The organism is Moellerella wisconsensis ATCC 35017 (assembly GCF_001294465.1).
Classification (GTDB): Bacteria; Pseudomonadota; Gammaproteobacteria; order Enterobacterales; family Enterobacteriaceae; genus Moellerella; species Moellerella wisconsensis.
Map to the genome: position 1 here is coordinate 18,502 of NZ_LGAA01000007.1, position 17,025 is coordinate 35,526.

Here is a 17,025-nt window from a genome sequence, read left to right on the forward strand (position 1 = left end):
TATTATCGATTTATAAATTAGGTTTTCTATTGCTTTGTATAAGCTTTATACTACGCGCCGGCTGTATCTAATCCCCTCTAATATGTTGAGCATGGAAATTATCAGGTGAAGTTCGTAAAATATCTTTTCATTATTGTCATTTGTTGCATTGTTTTGGGAGCCGCTTCTGTATTTGGCATGTATAAATATGTCGAAGCTGAGTTACCTGATGTTGCAGCAATGAAAGACATCCGCTTACAAACGCCGATGCAGATTTTCAGTGCAGAGGGTGAGTTAATTGCTCAATATGGTGAGAAACGCCGTATTCCATTAGCATTAAACGAAATTCCACCGTTAATGGTACATGCCTTTATCGCGACAGAAGATAGTCGTTTTTACGAGCATCATGGTATTGATCCCATTGGTATTTTCCGCGCAGTTTCTGTGATGGCAACTTCAGGGCATGCTTCTCAAGGGGCGAGTACAATCACTCAACAGCTGGCGAGAAACTTTTATTTAAGTCCTGAAAAAACCTTGATGCGTAAAGCAAAAGAAGCATTTTTGGCAATAAGAATTGAGCAGATTTTTACCAAAGATGAAATCATGGAGCTGTATCTTAATAAAATATATCTCGGCAATCGTGCTTATGGTGTGGGTGCTGCGGCGTATGTCTATTTTGGTAAATCGGTCAATGAACTGACCTTGAGCGAAATTGCGATGATTGCCGGATTACCCAAAGCACCATCGACATTTAATCCGCTGTATTCACATGAGCGTGCGGTGAATCGACGTAATGTCGTATTGAGTCGTATGCTGGAAGAAAAATATATTGACCAAGCTCAATATGAACAAGCCAAAAGTGAAGATATTGAAGCGTCATATCACGCACCAAAAATAGATTTTTCAGCCCCTTATCTATCTGAAATGGCACGTCAGGCATTGTATGAAAAATACGGTGAGGATGCATATACTGATGGCTATAAAGTCTATACCACCGTGGTTCGAAAAGATCAGCTTTCTGCCACTGATGCCGTGCGTAATAATTTAATTGAATACGATATTCGTCACGGTTATCGCGGGCCTACTGCGGTGCTATGGACAGCGCAAGAACCAGCATGGGATGCGGAAAAAATTACCAGTGTATTAAAAAAATCACCGGTGTATGGGCCATTAATGCCCGCAGTGGTGATGAGTACCGATGCGAATCAAGCTCAGGTTATGTTAGCGGATGGATCAACAGAACAAATATCGCTTGCGGGAGTACGCTGGGCTCGTAAATTTATTTCTGATTATCAACAAGGGCCAACACCGCGTTCGGTCGATTCCGTTGTAAAAGCGGGGGAACAAATTTGGGTTCGTCAAGTTAAGGACAGCTGGTGGTTGGCACAAGTTCCGGATGTTAACGGTGCGTTGATTGCATTAAATCCACATGATGGGGCGATTACTGCTCTCGTGGGTGGGTTTGATTTTAATATGAGTGAATTTAATCGTGTTACTCAATCATTACGCCAAGTCGGTTCTAATATAAAACCGTTCTTATATACCGCGGCGATGGATAAAGGATTAACGCTGGCTTCATTATTAAATGATGTGCCGATTAGTCGTTGGGATGCAGGCGCTGGTTCGGATTGGCGACCAAAGAATTCACCACCACGTTATGATGGACCAATCCGTTTACGTCAAGGTTTAGGGCAGTCAAAAAATGTGGTTATGGTTCGAGCAATGCGTGCGATGGGCGTTGATTATGCTGCCGATTACTTAACTCGCTTTGGATTTCCGCGTGAAAATATTGTACGTACTGAAGCACTCGCACTTGGCGCACCTTCATTTACACCGATGCAAATGGCTCGTGGGTTCGCTGTCATGTCAAACGGCGGTTATTTAGTTGATCCTTATTTTATTAGCAAAATAGAAAATAGTCAGAATGAGATTGTTTTTGAAGCTAAGCCTAAAATTGCTTGCCCTGAATGTACTGATATTCCAGTAATTTATGGTGAAACAGAAAAATCAATTAACAACAATATTGTTGAAGATGAATCGGTTGAAGATGTAGCTCAGTCTGATAAACCGGTGACTGTTGTTGAACCACAAGCTGAGCTAGATATTGCCTCACTGGATGATGAAGATAATAAAGAACAGCAATATGCGCCTCATGTCATCAGTACACCGTTAGCGTTTTTAATTCGTGATGCCATGATGACCAATATTTATGGTGAACCTGGCTGGTCAGGTACGGGTTGGCGAGCTGCGCGTGATCTGAACAACCGTCGAGATATTGGTGGGAAAACCGGAACAACAAACAGTTCAAAAGATGCGTGGTTCTCTGGTTATGGACCGGGGATCGTAGCGACGACGTGGATTGGTTTTGATGATAACAAACGCTCATTAGGCCGTACTGCTGCCAGTGGTGGTGAAGCGGGGGCTAAGAGTGCACAACCAATTTGGGATGACTTTATGAAAGTTGTTCTAGAAGGCGTGCCGCAAACTATGATGGCGCCACCGAAAGGTATTATCTCCGTAACTATTGATCGTAAAACGGGTAAGCTGGCAACCGGAAGTTCTTCGAGTACTCGTAAAGAGTATTTTATTGAAGGTACTGAGCCAAAAGACTATGCGATTGAAGAGGTTGGTACTTCGATTTTTGAAGATAATGGTGAGAGCCAAGAGTTATTTTAGAATGGACTGACCGCCAGTTATGGGGGTCAGTTTATGCGCTATTATTGTAAATTAGCGGTCATTTTTGACCGCTAAGATAGCGCTCAGTATAGAATAATGCGCTGATATTGCGGGCTTCATTAAAATCAGGATGATCGAGCAATTCCATCATTCGTTCAAGTGGCCAACGAACCTGTTGCAGTGGTTCAGGTTCATCACCTTCTAATTTTTCACTATACAATTCTTGGGCTATTAAGATATTCATCTTGCTGGAAAAATAAGACGGAGACATGGTTAATTTGGCCATCTGTTCCATTTTATGAGCTCCAAAGCCAATCTCTTCTTTCAATTCTCGTTCTGCAGCCTCAAGTGGCGTTTCTCCGGGGTCGATAGCACCTTTAGGAAAGCCTAGTTCATAGTTTTCAATGCCGACTGCATATTCTCGAATTAGGATCAGATGGTTATCAATAATGGGTACAATGAGCACAGCTTCGCGCTTGGCAGGCGTCATTCGCTCATAAACTCGTTTTTCGCCATTACTGAATTCAAGATCAACCGATTGAATACTGAATAGATTTGAACGGGCGATATGTTTAATATTCAAAATCTTAGGTTTTTGGAGTTCTATCATAATTATCCCTGAATCGTTGGGCAAAATCCGCGAGTAATATTAGCAGAATAAATTCATCGTGAGTGAATGAGGTATTCGATTGAGTTTAATTGACTATGCTTGATAATCAAAACAATTGATAAGGATTAATTGCCCGCTAAAAGCTGTTAATATAGCGCACAGATAGGTGACATTCTTAAAATGTTAATAATAGAAATTATTATGTAACTTATTGTTAATAAAATTAAAATTATATAAAGAATAGGAATTGACTTATTTAGGGTTGATATAGTGATTGCTATGCTGCTCATTGAAGTTTTTTGCTGGGGATAAAATGATTAACTACCTCATTATATTGGCTATTATTATAATTAGTCTCTGTATAATGGCTTCCTTATTGTTTTTTAAACGGAGGCGGCATCATGGTATCTGCAGTATTCCCTCACAAGCCACTCCTTCTTTTCGTAAGATTGCAGATTCTGAATATCAGGCGATAAATCAATATTTACAAGATTATCAACCGATTAACAAACCTGATAAATCGAAAATTACGCTATCTTATCAAGAACCTATTAGTGTAGTTAGAAAGCATGCGATTATTACCACGGTATGTAATTCGGTAACCCGGTTTAATTTGCATAATGATAAACATCATACTTGGCGTTATTTTATTGATACTGTTGAAGTTCATCTCCCTTATCAACTTGAACCCTATCTGCAACAGCAAAATGTTATGGAGGTGGTGGATACCAACCACTTACCTTTAATTATTTCGGTTAATAACTACTCGATAAAAGATTTGATGCGAGAATTACCCGTATCTTTGTCTACTACCATGGCGTTACCTGAACCGGCAGCGATTCAAGAAGGCGGGCAGCAAACGATTAAAGTGATGAAAATCCGCAAAGAAACCCCGGAAGAGTATCGCTTACATCAATCTTCAGGATGGATAGGTGCGGGATTACTTTGTGCCAGTTTTTTATTTTGTTTTTTTGCGTTGACAGCGATTCCTATATTGTCACATTGGATGATGCTTGGGGCAGAATTGCTGTTTATTGCCAGTATTCTTTGTTTATTTAATCTACGATTAACGCCGAAAAAATATCAAGATGTACAGTGCATTATAGGAAAACCTAAGCGTTGGGAATTATTTGGTGAGTTTAATGAGAAACAGGCGCCAAATATATCGTTAGGCAGTGTCGATCTTATTTATCCACCGCATTGGGCACCGTATATTCATTATGAATTAGATCAAGCTATAAATATTGATATGTATTCTAATGGGCAGGTATTACGCCAAGGCCAATATTTATCGTTGAATGAAGAAGAGCGCTATTTTCCGTATAGAAAATACGGTAAAAATATGTTGATCATGATAGGAAGTCTGTTGGTTTTAATACTTATGCTAGTTTATAGCCCGATAAACTTGCCTTTAAAATTAGGTTTCACGTGGTTATCCGGAACTGACACTATTGAGGTAAGTCATTTTACTGAGCTAGAAACCTTACCGCTAAAAGTCGGCGATTCATTAAGCGCAAAAGGGGTTGGTATGTGTTATATGCCACCAAATTTAGCGACGGCGGAAGAAGCTCAATTTTCACCGTTTGATTGCTCCGGTATTTATTGGAATAACTTAAATTCTTTACCGATACCTGAATCTCCAGTGGTTGATACGGCAGCAAGTTTATTAGCTGAGATACAGCGGCAATTGCATCCGAACAATGACGATGCCCGTAATATTAATCCTCAGTTGCAGGAAGAAATCCTAAAATCAGGAATGAATATTCTGGATGACTTTTCTGAAATTATTTTAAAAACTAATCAATTATGCCCACAGGATAATGACTGCCAAAAATTAAAAAATGCATTGACTAATCTTACTAGCAAAGGCGATTGGCTATTGTTAGTCTCTGAAGCTAAACAAGGTAAGTTGAAAAATGCGAATGTAATTTTACGTACTGGAAGTGCTGATACCTTGGAAAAGCTGATCGAAGCCACCACATATAAATACATCAGGCAAGAAGTTGAGAAAGCGTCAGTTAGATTAAACAGTCCACCTCCCGGGGGGGTATTGTTGATTAGTGATGAGGGAAAACCGCTGGTAGATTTTATCTCATCAAATAATATGAATGAAATGACGCCGTTACATCGCTGGCATGAATTACAGCGGTTATCTGATATTTTAATGCATACACCTTTTGAAATCCAAGGCATCATTACGCACTTGTCATTAGATGCAAATGGCACTCGCCGTATTATCCTGCACAGTGAGCCAGATACCACTACATTGACGCGTTATATGGGAAGTACATTGCTATTTTTAATCTTAATTGGCAGTGCACTATTGAATGGTTTTTTAGTCATTAATCGAATCAGACTTAACAAGAAGCGATTACGTAATATTCAACAATATTATGATAATTGTTTTAATGCAGCCTATCCTCCTATCCGTTGGCGTTAATAGCGCGGGTTATGATAGTCTCTGCCTTGCCTGATAAGTGATTTTGAGCCGGGGAGTATCATGAAAACTCAGTTAAATATTGAATCTGTCCGTTTAGATAAATGGCTGTGGGCTGCGCGTTTTTATAAAACGCGTTCATTAGCTAGAGATATGATTGATGGCGGTAAAGTTCATTATAATGGACAGAGAACCAAGCCGGGAAAACTGGTTGAATGTCATGCGTTGATAAAGCTGCGCCAAGGCAATGATGAGCGTGTTATTGAAGTATTATCAGTGAGTGGTCAGCGCAGAAGTGCGCCAGAGGCACAGCAACTGTACCGTGAAACTGAAGAGAGTATTAATCAGCGCGAAAAAATGGCTTTAGCGCGAAAAATGAATGTGTTAACCATGCCTCATCCCGAACGTCGTCCGGATAAAAAAGAGCGCCGCACACTGATTAAAATCAAACATAAAAATTCCAATGAGTCATCTTGAAGGATGGCTGTAGCAAAGAGAGATATTATGGCTAAACATGATCAACTCCACCGTTTTATTTTTGCAGGGCATTCCGTTCGCGGGGAAGTTGTCTCGGCAAGTGAAACCTTTCATCAAATTTTAGAAAATCATGATTATCCGCAGGCTGTAAAAAAGTTGCTGGGCGAGTTATTAGTCGCGACAAGCTTGTTAACCGCTACGCTGAAGTTTGATGGTGATATCACCGTTCAGATTCAAGGTGATGGCCCGGTAAAATTAGCGGTAATTAATGGTAATAACCAACAGCAGATGCGCGGTGTGGCACGTATCGATGGCCCTGTAGTTGAAGGTAGCTCGTTGAAACAAATGATGGGTAATGGCTATATGGTTATTACTATCACGCCTACCAAAGGTGAACGATATCAAGGTGTTGTTGCTCTCGATGGTGATACGGTTGCTGATTGTATTGACAATTACTTCCGTCAATCTGAGCAACTGCCTACGCGTTTATTTATTCGTTCTTGTGACGTCGATGGGCAACCTGCTGTCGGTGGAATGTTATTGCAAGTTTTACCGGCTGCCGATGATGAAAGTCATGAGATGTTCGATCATCTAGTACAATTGACGGCAACGATTAAAGGCGAAGAATTATGCACTCTGGATGTCCAAGAAATACTGCATCGTTTATATCATGAAGAAGATGTCACACTGTATGATCCTCAGTCGATAGAGTTTCGCTGTACCTGTTCACGCGAACGCTGTGAAAGTACTTTAATTTCTTTACCAGACGAAGATGTTAATCAAATTTTGCAAGAAGATGGCAAAATTGATATCGAGTGTGAGTTCTGTGGTAGTCACTATATATTTTTAGAATCTGATGTTAAAGGATTAAAACGAGATATAAATCAGCAACTTCACTGATACGATTAAGCAAGTTATTTTTGTGAACAAGGCGCTATTTAGCGCCTTTTTTTAATGGTTTATATCATGATTTTCGTGCTCTGAGTCCCAGAATGGATTAAAAAAAATTATATATTTTCAATTCTTTGATAATTATCGCTGTTAATTAGTCGTAAAGATTTATGATCGTCGGCAGTTTAGTTATGAAAATCCAGGAGCAATATGATGAACGCGAAAAGCATTACCCCTAAGGATCTGGAAAAGTACGGTATTCATGGTGTAACAGAGGTTGTTTATAACCCTAGTTATGACGTTTTGTTTGCAGAAGAAACAAAACCAACATTAGAAGGCTATGAGCGCGGTACGGTGACAACTCTGGGCGCTGTTGCCGTTGATACTGGTATTTTTACCGGCCGTTCGCCAAAAGATAAATATATCGTTCGTGACGATATTACGCGTGATACTGTTTGGTGGGCTGATCAGGGGAAAGGCAAAAACGATAATAAGCCCATGACTCAAGAAGTCTGGACTGCGTTGAAACATCTGGTAACCGAACAACTGTCCGATAAACGTTTATTTGTAGTTGATGCATTTTGTGGTGCAAATGCAGATAGCCGACTCAACGTTAGATTTATAACTGAAGTTGCGTGGCAAGCTCACTTTGTCAAAAATATGTTTGTTCGTCCTACGGACGAAGAGTTAGTTAATTTTGAACCTGATTTTGTCGTTATGAACGGCGCAAAATGTACTAATCCGAATTGGAAAGAGCAGGGCTTGAATTCTGAAAATTTTGTGGCATTCAATTTAACTGAAGGCATACAACTGATTGGTGGCTCTTGGTACGGCGGTGAAATGAAAAAAGGTATGTTCTCAATGATGAACTACCTGCTACCACTGAAAGGCATCGCATCAATGCACTGTTCTGCTAACGTCGGCGAGAAAGATGATGTAGCCATTTTCTTTGGTTTATCAGGAACCGGTAAAACAACACTTTCAACCGATCCAAAACGTAAGTTAATCGGTGACGATGAACACGGTTGGGATGATGATGGCGTGTTTAACTTTGAAGGAGGATGCTACGCAAAAACTATCCATCTTTCTCAAGAAGCAGAGCCAGATATCTACAATGCTATTCGTCGCGATGCATTATTAGAAAACGTGACTGTATTAGCCGATGGAAGCGTTGATTTTGATGATGGATCTAAAACTGAAAATACACGTGTATCTTATCCAATCTATCATATTGAAAACATTGTTAAACCAATCTCTAAAGCTGGTCATGCGACTAAAGTTATTTTCTTAACGGCTGATGCTTTTGGAGTATTACCTCCGGTTTCTTGCTTAACTCCTGAACAAACTCAATATCATTTCTTATCTGGTTTTACTGCCAAACTGGCTGGTACTGAGCGCGGTGTAACCGAGCCAACGCCAACTTTCTCTGCATGTTTCGGCGCTGCGTTCTTATCCTTACATCCAACTCAATATGCTGAAGTATTAGTTAAACGTATGGAAGCTGCTGGCGCGAAAGCGTATTTAGTCAATACCGGCTGGAATGGTACGGGTAAACGTATTTCAATTAAAGATACCCGAGCGATTATTGATGCCATCTTAAACGGTGAGATTGAAAAATCAGACACTATTACGCTGCCTATTTTTGATTTAGCCATTCCGACATCACTGCCGGGTGTAGATCCCCGTATTCTTGATCCACGTGATACCTATGCAAATAAAGCTGAGTGGGAAGAAAAGGCCAAAGATTTAGCCGTTCGTTTCACTAAAAACTTCGATAAATATACCGATACCCCGGCGGGACAAGCATTAATTAAAGCTGGCCCAAAACTATAAAATTAGGTTATTTCTAATTTAGTGATACGGCAGGCCATCAGGCACTGTGAATCTACAGTGCCTTTTTAGTGGTGATTGGTTAGTTAGGCGGAAGGTCGAACAGTAGAATCTCACTATGATTATCTAACGCTCTGATTTCTAGCAGATCTTCTTGGCTAATAGCTAAGCCATCGCCACTCTCAATAATATATTGATTGATTGTTATTCTTCCCTTAACGGCTTGTATCCAGACTGAACGATTTTCTGCTATCGTATAATTATGTGTTTTATCTGCACTAAGTTCCCAGCGCCACAGTCGCATATCCTGAAATACGCGTAATGAGCCTTCTACTGCATCAGGGGATAATACCAGCTGTTTTCCATTAATCGAGTCAAAACGGCGCTGCTCATAACGAGGCTGAAGGTCATTTTCAGCAGGTAGAATCCATATTTGATATAAATGTAATGGCTGATCATCGTGTGGATTATATTCTGAATGGCGGATCCCGGTGCCTGCACTCATAATTTGAAATTCACCGGCAGCAATTTGTTCTTTATTACCCATGCTATCTTGATGTTCAACCGCACCAGATAATACATAGGTTAGAATTTCCATATTTTTATGTGGGTGACTACCAAATCCTTTTTCTGCGGCGATGATATCTTCATTAATGACTCTAAGCGCAGAAAATCCCATAAAATTTTCATCATAGTAATCTGCAAAAGAGAAAGTATGCCAGCTATCTAACCAGCCGCGATTGGCATGGCCACGTTTATTTGCTTTACGTAGATAAATCATCGTTAACCTCTCTTATTTTGCTTAAGAGGAGTGTATCCGATAGTGAGAAATAGAGAAGTAGTGCCAATTGACGGTAAGATCCAAAAAATTTGAATGAGAAGATTAAGTAAAAAGTAAAAAAAAGCCAGCACGAAGGCTGGCTAAACTAAACACTGGAAGCAATGTGAGCAATGTCGTACTTCCTTTAATTCAGCTATCGAATCGCAGAAAGTAGAACGATGATAATAGTTCTCACTATCATTTGTAAAGGTTTTTTTATAAATAGAATTGAATAAATAATCAAAATAATTGTAACTTATTGAACGCTATAGTTAAAAAGAGGGATTTTTATCAAAATATCTTTTTTAATCAGTAGATTAAGAATATAAAGCGTAAGGTTATTAATCGATTTTTTATCAATTATCGCGTTAAAAATAGCCGAATATTGTCCGGCTATTTTATTTAGATAATGGGGTTGGTCGTCACTCTTTATTTATGCGGATTATGCAGAAGTTGCCTTTGATAGAGTGGCTAATGCTTGAGCGCATGCCCATGCTGAACTCCATGCCCATTGAAAATTATATCCTCCGAGCCAGCCAGTGACATCGACGACTTCACCGATAAAATATAATCTCGCTGTTTTTAACGATTCCATTGTTTTCGAGGAAAGTTCTCGGGTATCGACACCACCGAGTGTAACTTCCGCTGTGCGATAGCCTTCGGTACCATTAGGTTGTACCTGCCAGCAGTGTAGCGTTTCACAGAGTGCCTGCTGCTGCGCTGGATTTAATTGTTTAAGGGTACCTTCTGGAATTTGTTTAAGCGTTTGCAATATTTCAATAAAACGTTTTGGTAATAATTTAGATAAAGTGTTTTTTACGCTCTGATTAGGATGCTCTTGGCGCTCACGGACAAGAAAGTTATCGAGCGCAATTTCTGGAAGTAAGTTAATACTTACATACTCTCCTGGCTGCCAATAACTCGATATTTGTAAAATCGCTGGACCAGATAGCCCACGGTGAGTAAACAAAATATTCTCTTTAAACAGAGTTCCATTCGCTGCTGTGACGGATGCAGGCACTGAAATTCCCGATAGCACTTGTAATTGGTCAAGTAGATTCTTATGCAAGGTAAATGGAACGAGCCCTGCACGAGTGGGCAAAATAGAGTGGCCGAACTGTTCAGCTAATCGGTAGCCAAAAGGGGTCGCACCTAAACCAGGCATTGATAAACCACCCGTTGCTACTACAAGTGAGTGACTGCTTACTTTTTTATTGTTTACCGTAACAATGAATTGCTCGTCCTGTTTTTCGACGTGAGTTATTTCACTTCTTAACTGTATTGTAACGCCATTTTTAGTGCATTCGCTGCTGAGCATATCTGCGATATCTTGCGCGCTATTATCACAGAATAGTTGGCCTAAAGTTTTTTCATGGTATGGAATAGCATATTTATTAACTAATTCGATAAAATCCCATTGCGTATAGCGAGCAAGTGCTGACTTACAAAAATGAGGATTATGCGATAGATAAGCTGCGGGCTCGATGTACATATTGGTAAAATTACAGCGGCCGCCGCCGGACATCAAAATTTTTCGACCTATTTTTTTGCCATTATCTAAAATCAGTGTTTTTAGCCCTTGCTTGCCGGCTTGAGCGCCACAAAACAAGCCCGCAGCGCCGGCTCCTAAAATGACGACATCGTATTTTTCCACGTTATTTTCTCTATAATCAGATGAAAAGTATTCAGGAGCTATTATAATTGAGTAAACTCGCTAAAAAAACGAATGGCTCTAAATCACCTGAAGAACTATTTTCAGCAATTTTACGCTAAAAATTAATAAATTTTTTATTTAGTTTAATCTGTTGAAATATAAGGAATAGTTGCTATGTATGATAATTAGAGCGAGTAGTTAAATCAAAAAAAGGGTAGATTTTGCTTCCACCGCTAGCGTTTGTCACTGATAATGCGCCGCGTTCATGTCCAACCAAAATGGCTTAACTTCTATGTTACATCTGTTTACTGGCCTGGATTTATATACCGGTCTATTTTTAGTACTGGCACTTGTTTTTGTGCTTGCTTATGAAGCTATTAATGGCTTTCATGATACCGCAAATGCGGTAGCTACAGTTATTTATACCCGAGCTATGCGCGCGCAATTTGCCGTTGTTATGGCGGGTGTATTTAACTTCTTCGGCGTATTGCTGGGGGGGCTGAGTGTTGCTTATGCAATTGTTCATCTCTTACCCACCGATCTGCTACTCAACGTGAGCTCTGCTCACGGGCTTGCGATGGTGTTCTCACTATTGCTGGCTGCTATTATTTGGAATTTAGGAACGTGGTATTTCGGCTTGCCGGCATCCAGTTCACATACGCTGATTGGTGCGATTATCGGGGTTGGCTTAGTCAATGCGGTAGTGACTGATTCATCAATCGTTGATGCGTTGAATATTCCAAAAATGGTCAGCATTTTCCTCTCTCTGATTTTATCTCCGGCAATTGGTTTTGTGATTGCAGGGATTATGATCTTCGTTTTACGGCGCTACTGGAGTGGCTCTAAGAAACGTCGACGTATTCACCTGACGCCGGCAGAGCGAGAGAAAAAAGATGGTAAGAAAAAACCACCTTTCTGGACACGTACAGCCTTAATTTTATCGGCTATCGGCGTTAGCTTCTCTCACGGGGCAAACGATGGACAGAAAGGGATTGGTCTTATCATGTTAGTTTTGATTGGTGTCGCTCCGGCTGGGTTCATGGTAAACATGAATGCAAGTGGATATGACATTGCCAAAACATACGATGCTGTTGTCCATTTGCAACAATACTATCAGACACACCAACCTGCATTAGATCATGCGATAGAAAATACTCCGGCAGTGTCTTCTGAGTTTGATGCAGAAGAAAAATTCCACTGTGACAGTTCACGTACCGTGTCTGTATTAAATCAAACGGAAAAAATGCTGGAAGGTGTCCAGAACTATAATGAATTAGTTCCGGAACAACGTACTAAGATGCGCCGTCTATTGATGTGTATTTCTGATACATCAAATGCTGTGGCTAAATTGCCAGAAACGTCTGCTGAAGACGCTCGTTTCTTAAAAACATTGAGCAAAGATTTATTACATACTGTTGAATATGCGCCGTTATGGATAATCATTGCTGTCGCTTTAGCGTTGTCTATCGGTACAATGTTTGGTTGGAAACGTGTTGCTGTCACTATCGGTGAAAAAATCGGTAAGAAAGGTATGACCTATGCTCAGGGGGTTTCTGCGCAGGTAACCGCAGCGGTTTCTATTGGTGTGGCAAGTTACACTGGTATGCCTGTATCTACCACTCAAGTATTGTCATCTGCAGTTGCAGGAACAATGGTTGTTGATGGTGGCGGTGTTCAGAGTAAAACGATAAAAAGTATTTTGTTAGCTTGGCTGTTAACGCTTCCGGTCTCAATTTTATTGTCCGGTGGTCTTTATTGGTTAGCATTACAATTTATTTAAGTGTCGTCTTATCACTTTGAAAATAGTGATGATCGGTTTCGGTCATCACTATTTTTTTGTCATTTTTTAGTGTGTCGAGGATTTATCTTCGTGCATTATCTATCTTTAAGTCGCGATAAACCGATAAATTTGGCTTACCAGCATAAAAATACTCAATCGACTTATCAGTATGAATTGTTTGCGAATACGCTCACAGCGAAGCACAACATCTGGACGATGGTGACCATAATACAGGCGATGATTAATATAACTGACTAATTTTAATTGTTTGGTTAGCGGGACTGTCAGTGTAAAAAATCGATTTCCATTAACGGAATGATAAAGCTGTGGGTCAGATTGGCGCAGAATAAATAGCAGTGCGCGAACCGATGAGAGATATCGTAGTATAGTGATAAGCAATAGGATAAAGAGTGCCCAAAATAAGATATTTGAACTGAACATGATATCCTCCGTAAACCCTGACGATCACTGAGATTCAATCAATTCAACCACGCTATTATGTAACTACACTAGGATGATTGATGATATTATGAGCAAGATATTATCTCTCTCAACCCAATTTGAACAGCGAATTGCATGATAATTGGTCTGGTTTAAAATTGATCCTGAGCATTTAGTTGGTGTTCACTTACAAATATAATTTCGTTGGTGTTACCGCAGTCGTTGAGCGCTTACAAATCAATCATATAGAGGGTAGATAGGCTGCGGGATTTATTTGTCTATTTAGGCTGATGAAGAAAAATAATCAATATTCTGATTTTTATACTAAAATTATGTCAGGAAGCGAAAATTTAAGGTATGTTATTTAAGGTAAGGAAGATTGTATTGATATAACGTTAATCTGTGATCAATACGACACTCCATTATGATAATTAACAGGTATAGTATTCATTAGATACAGGATGTGGAGTATAAATATTCCTCCTCATCTAGATAATCAGCATTCGGAAGGAGTTTACTTTATGGCTTACAAACATATTCTCGTCGCGGTCGATTTATCACCAGAAAGCCAAGTTTTGCTGGATAAAGCCGTCTCTATGGCAAAACCGTACGGGGCCAAAGTATCCATGATCCATGTTGATGTGAATTATTCAGATTTGTATACCGGTTTGATTGATGTCAACTTGGGCGATATGCAGCAACGTATCACTGATGAAACTCGTAATGCGTTAAAAAATCTTTCAGAAAATGCGGATTATGAAATTCAAGAAACGTTGAGTGGCAGTGGTGATTTAGGCCAGGTTCTAGTTGATGCTATCAAAAAATATAATATGGACTTAGTCGTGTGTGGCCATCATCAAGATTTTTGGAGTAAATTGATGTCATCAGCACGCCAACTTATTAATACAGTTCATGTGGATATGCTGATCGTGCCATTAAAAGACGACGAAGAATAATTTGATTTAACGTATTTGCAAAATTATTCGCTAAAAGTGCCTGCTTATGCAGGCATTTTTTTTGCTTAAAATATACATTCTTGAGCTTGAGATAGAATGGTTAAGAATTTTTTTTTGTCATTTTGTAAAAAAACTTCTTGAAGTATGAATACAAATCGGTGATATATTCAATAGGCAAACCAATACAAATCTCACATTTCCCAACAATAATGATAAAGAGAAAGTGAGACACATCACATCAGTAATTTAAAAAAGGAAGTCAATATGACACCGGCTCTATCCTTATCGACATTTTTAGAATCAGTACAAAAACGTGATCCTCAGCAGCCTGAATTTTTACAAGCAGTGCGAGAAGTTTATTCCTCCCTATGGCCTTTTTTAGACAGAAATCCTAAATATCGCGAACAGGCGCTATTAGAACGCATGGTTGAACCTGAACGTGTGATTCAATTTCGAGTTTGTTGGGTTGATGACCATGGAAAAGTACAGGTTAACCGCGCATGGCGGGTGCAGTTCAGTTCTGCGATTGGGCCGTTTAAAGGTGGGATGCGTTTTCATCCTTCGGTCAATTTATCGATTCTAAAATTTTTAGGATTTGAGCAAACGCTGAAAAATGCATTAACGACTTTGCCGATGGGTGGCGCTAAAGGGGGATCAGATTTTGACCCTAAAGGTAAAAGCCACGGTGAAGTCATGCGTTTTTGCCAAGCATTAATGACCGAGCTTTATCGCCATTTAGGCGCTGACACCGATGTTCCTGCGGGAGATATTGGTGTCGGAGGCCGTGAAGTTGGCTTTATGGCGGGGATGATGAAAAAACTCTCCAATAACACATCTTGCGTTTTCACGGGGAAAGGGTTGTCTTTTGGTGGTAGCTTAATCCGTCCTGAAGCGACAGGGTATGGTCTGATTTATTTTACTGATGCAATGCTAAAACGCCATGGATTAGGTTTTGACGGCATGCGTGTTGCCGTTTCTGGTTCGGGTAATGTGGCTCAGTATGCAATCGAGAAAAGCATGGCACTAGGCGCAAAAGTGGTGACTGCATCAGATTCTAACGGCACAGTGGTCGATGATGAAGGCTTTACCGCAGAAAAATTAGCTCGCTTAGAAGAAATTAAAAATAATTATGGCCGTATTGCTGATTACGCCAAAGAGTTTGGCCTTAAATATCTTGAAGGCCAGCAACCTTGGTGTGTGCCTGTTGATATCGCCTTGCCTTGTGCAACGCAAAATGAATTAGATTTAGACGCTGCTGAGCTACTGATAAAAAATGGTGTTAAAGCTGTGGCTGAAGGTGCAAATATGCCAACCACTATTCCAGCGACTGAACGTTTTATTGAGGCGGGCGTATTGTTTGCTCCGGGTAAAGCGGCAAATGCCGGCGGTGTTGCGACGTCTGGTCTTGAAATGGCGCAGAATGCAGCGCGCTTAAGCTGGAGATCAGAAGAAGTGGATACGCGTTTACATCATATTATGCTCGATATTCATACCCATTGTGTTGAATACGGTGGCGAGTCTAAGCAGACTAACTATGTACAGGGCGCGAATATTGCGGGCTTTGTTAAAGTGGCTGATGCGATGTTAGGCCAAGGTATTCTATAGCATTAACGTGTCTTTAGATTGAAAATACCAGCGAAAGGGCAAGATAAAATAGATTATAAATCAACGGGGTAAAAATGATTTATTGAGTAACTTATTTTATAACACGCCCTTCGCTGTCATTATTTAATGCATGGATAGATATCAAAACGATGACTTTTGGTGATAATTGCTGCCTCTGCCGCTTTGCCGTTTAATGGCTCTGCATAATCTGGACGTTTAACGACGACACGGCGTTTTGCGAGATTGAGCGCAGGCTCAAGTAACGCATCCGCATCATTATCGGCACCAACAAGCGATTGAAAGACGCGCATTTCTTTTTTTACCAGCGCACTTTTTTGTCGATGTGGATACATCGGGTCGAGATACACTACGTCAGGCGCGGGAGTTATTTCTAACAGCGCATCGATACTCGACGCATGTATTAGTGTCATGCGTTGCTTTAACCAATCACCAATTTCTGCATCAGCATAACCGCGTTGTAAGCCATCATCGAGAAGTGCGGCGACTACAGGATGACGCTCAAGCATTCTCACTTCGCAGCCCAAAGCCGCTAATACAAAGGCATCTCGGCCTAATCCCGCAGTTGCATCTACGACGCTGGGAATAAAACCTTTCTTGATACCTACTGCTTTGGCGACAGCCTCACCGCGTCCACCGCCAAATTTTCGGCGATGCGACATCGCTCCAGAGACAAAATCGACAAAAATCCCACCAAGTTTTGGCTCATCCATTTTGCGGAGTTGTAAATTTTCAGTGGTTAAAACCAATGCCATCAATGCGGCGGGGTCATGGATTAGCTGCCATTTTTCAGCTAAAGCGGATAAGGTGCCGTGATCGGCACCCTCTTCACAGATCAACTGGATCTTCAT

Annotated in this window: 13 protein-coding genes; 8 read left to right on the plus strand and 5 right to left on the minus strand. The window is 40.4% G+C overall.

The window, feature by feature from the left end:
• The first annotated feature begins 105 nt into the window (after positions 1-105).
• Positions 106-2,655, plus strand: coding sequence for a peptidoglycan glycosyltransferase/peptidoglycan DD-transpeptidase MrcA (gene mrcA / locus M992_RS03310; RefSeq protein WP_053907307.1), 2,550 nt, complete (start codon positions 106-108; stop codon positions 2,653-2,655).
• Between the two features lie 58 nt (positions 2,656-2,713).
• On the opposite strand, the gene nudE is transcribed toward mrcA, so the two are convergent.
• Positions 2,714-3,265, minus strand: coding sequence for an ADP compounds hydrolase NudE (gene nudE, locus M992_RS03315; protein ID WP_053907308.1), 552 nt, complete (start codon positions 3,263-3,265; stop codon positions 2,714-2,716).
• Positions 3,266-3,578: 313 nt separating this feature from the next.
• On the opposite strand from nudE, the gene M992_RS03320 reads away from it, so the two are divergent.
• The 4 genes from M992_RS03320 (at position 3,579) to pckA (ending at position 8,903) form a co-directional block, all read left to right on the plus strand.
• Positions 3,579-5,705 (plus strand): IgaA/UmoB family intracellular growth attenuator, encoded by a 2,127-nt coding sequence (locus M992_RS03320; protein ID WP_053907309.1) that lies wholly within the window; start codon positions 3,579-3,581, stop codon positions 5,703-5,705.
• A 60-nt stretch (positions 5,706-5,765) separates the two neighbouring features.
• Positions 5,766-6,179 carry a ribosome-associated heat shock protein Hsp15 gene (hslR, locus tag M992_RS03325; protein WP_053907310.1) on the plus strand — a complete coding sequence of 138 codons (414 nt, stop codon included), beginning with the start codon at positions 5,766-5,768 and terminating at the stop codon, positions 6,177-6,179.
• Between the two features lie 27 nt (positions 6,180-6,206).
• Positions 6,207-7,079 carry an Hsp33 family molecular chaperone HslO gene (gene hslO / locus M992_RS03330; protein ID WP_053907311.1) on the plus strand — a complete coding sequence of 291 codons (873 nt, stop codon included), beginning with the start codon at positions 6,207-6,209 and terminating at the stop codon, positions 7,077-7,079.
• Positions 7,080-7,283: 204 nt separating this feature from the next.
• Positions 7,284-8,903: a phosphoenolpyruvate carboxykinase (ATP) gene (gene pckA / locus M992_RS03335; protein ID WP_053907312.1), complete on the plus strand. Its 1,620-nt coding sequence runs from the start codon at positions 7,284-7,286 to the stop codon at positions 8,901-8,903.
• A gap of 79 nt (positions 8,904-8,982) precedes the next feature.
• On the opposite strand, the gene M992_RS03340 is transcribed toward pckA, so the two are convergent.
• A complete protein-coding gene (locus M992_RS03340) occupies positions 8,983-9,681 on the minus strand; it encodes a pirin family protein (RefSeq protein ID WP_053907313.1) in 699 nt (232 codons plus the stop codon).
• A gap of 481 nt (positions 9,682-10,162) precedes the next feature.
• Positions 10,163-11,374, minus strand: a complete 1,212-nt coding sequence (locus tag M992_RS03345) for a BaiN/RdsA family NAD(P)/FAD-dependent oxidoreductase (RefSeq protein ID WP_053907314.1) — start codon at positions 11,372-11,374, stop codon at positions 10,163-10,165.
• 292 nt (positions 11,375-11,666) lie between these two features.
• On the opposite strand from M992_RS03345, the gene pitA reads away from it, so the two are divergent.
• Positions 11,667-13,154 (plus strand): inorganic phosphate transporter PitA, encoded by a 1,488-nt coding sequence (pitA, locus tag M992_RS03350; protein ID WP_053907426.1) that lies wholly within the window; start codon positions 11,667-11,669, stop codon positions 13,152-13,154.
• A 105-nt stretch (positions 13,155-13,259) separates the two neighbouring features.
• On the opposite strand, the gene M992_RS03355 is transcribed toward pitA, so the two are convergent.
• Positions 13,260-13,595 carry a universal stress protein UspB gene (locus M992_RS03355; protein WP_053907315.1) on the minus strand — a complete coding sequence of 112 codons (336 nt, stop codon included), beginning with the start codon at positions 13,593-13,595 and terminating at the stop codon, positions 13,260-13,262.
• Between the two features lie 521 nt (positions 13,596-14,116).
• On the opposite strand from M992_RS03355, the gene uspA reads away from it, so the two are divergent.
• A complete protein-coding gene (uspA, locus tag M992_RS03360; protein WP_047257404.1) occupies positions 14,117-14,551 on the plus strand; it encodes a universal stress protein UspA in 435 nt (144 codons plus the stop codon).
• 264 nt (positions 14,552-14,815) lie between these two features.
• A complete protein-coding gene (gene gdhA, locus M992_RS03365; RefSeq protein WP_053907316.1) occupies positions 14,816-16,156 on the plus strand; it encodes an NADP-specific glutamate dehydrogenase in 1,341 nt (446 codons plus the stop codon).
• Positions 16,157-16,275: 119 nt separating this feature from the next.
• On the opposite strand, the gene rsmJ is transcribed toward gdhA, so the two are convergent.
• Positions 16,276-17,025 carry a 16S rRNA (guanine(1516)-N(2))-methyltransferase RsmJ gene (gene rsmJ, locus M992_RS03370; protein WP_053907427.1) on the minus strand — a complete coding sequence of 250 codons (750 nt, stop codon included), beginning with the start codon at positions 17,023-17,025 and terminating at the stop codon, positions 16,276-16,278.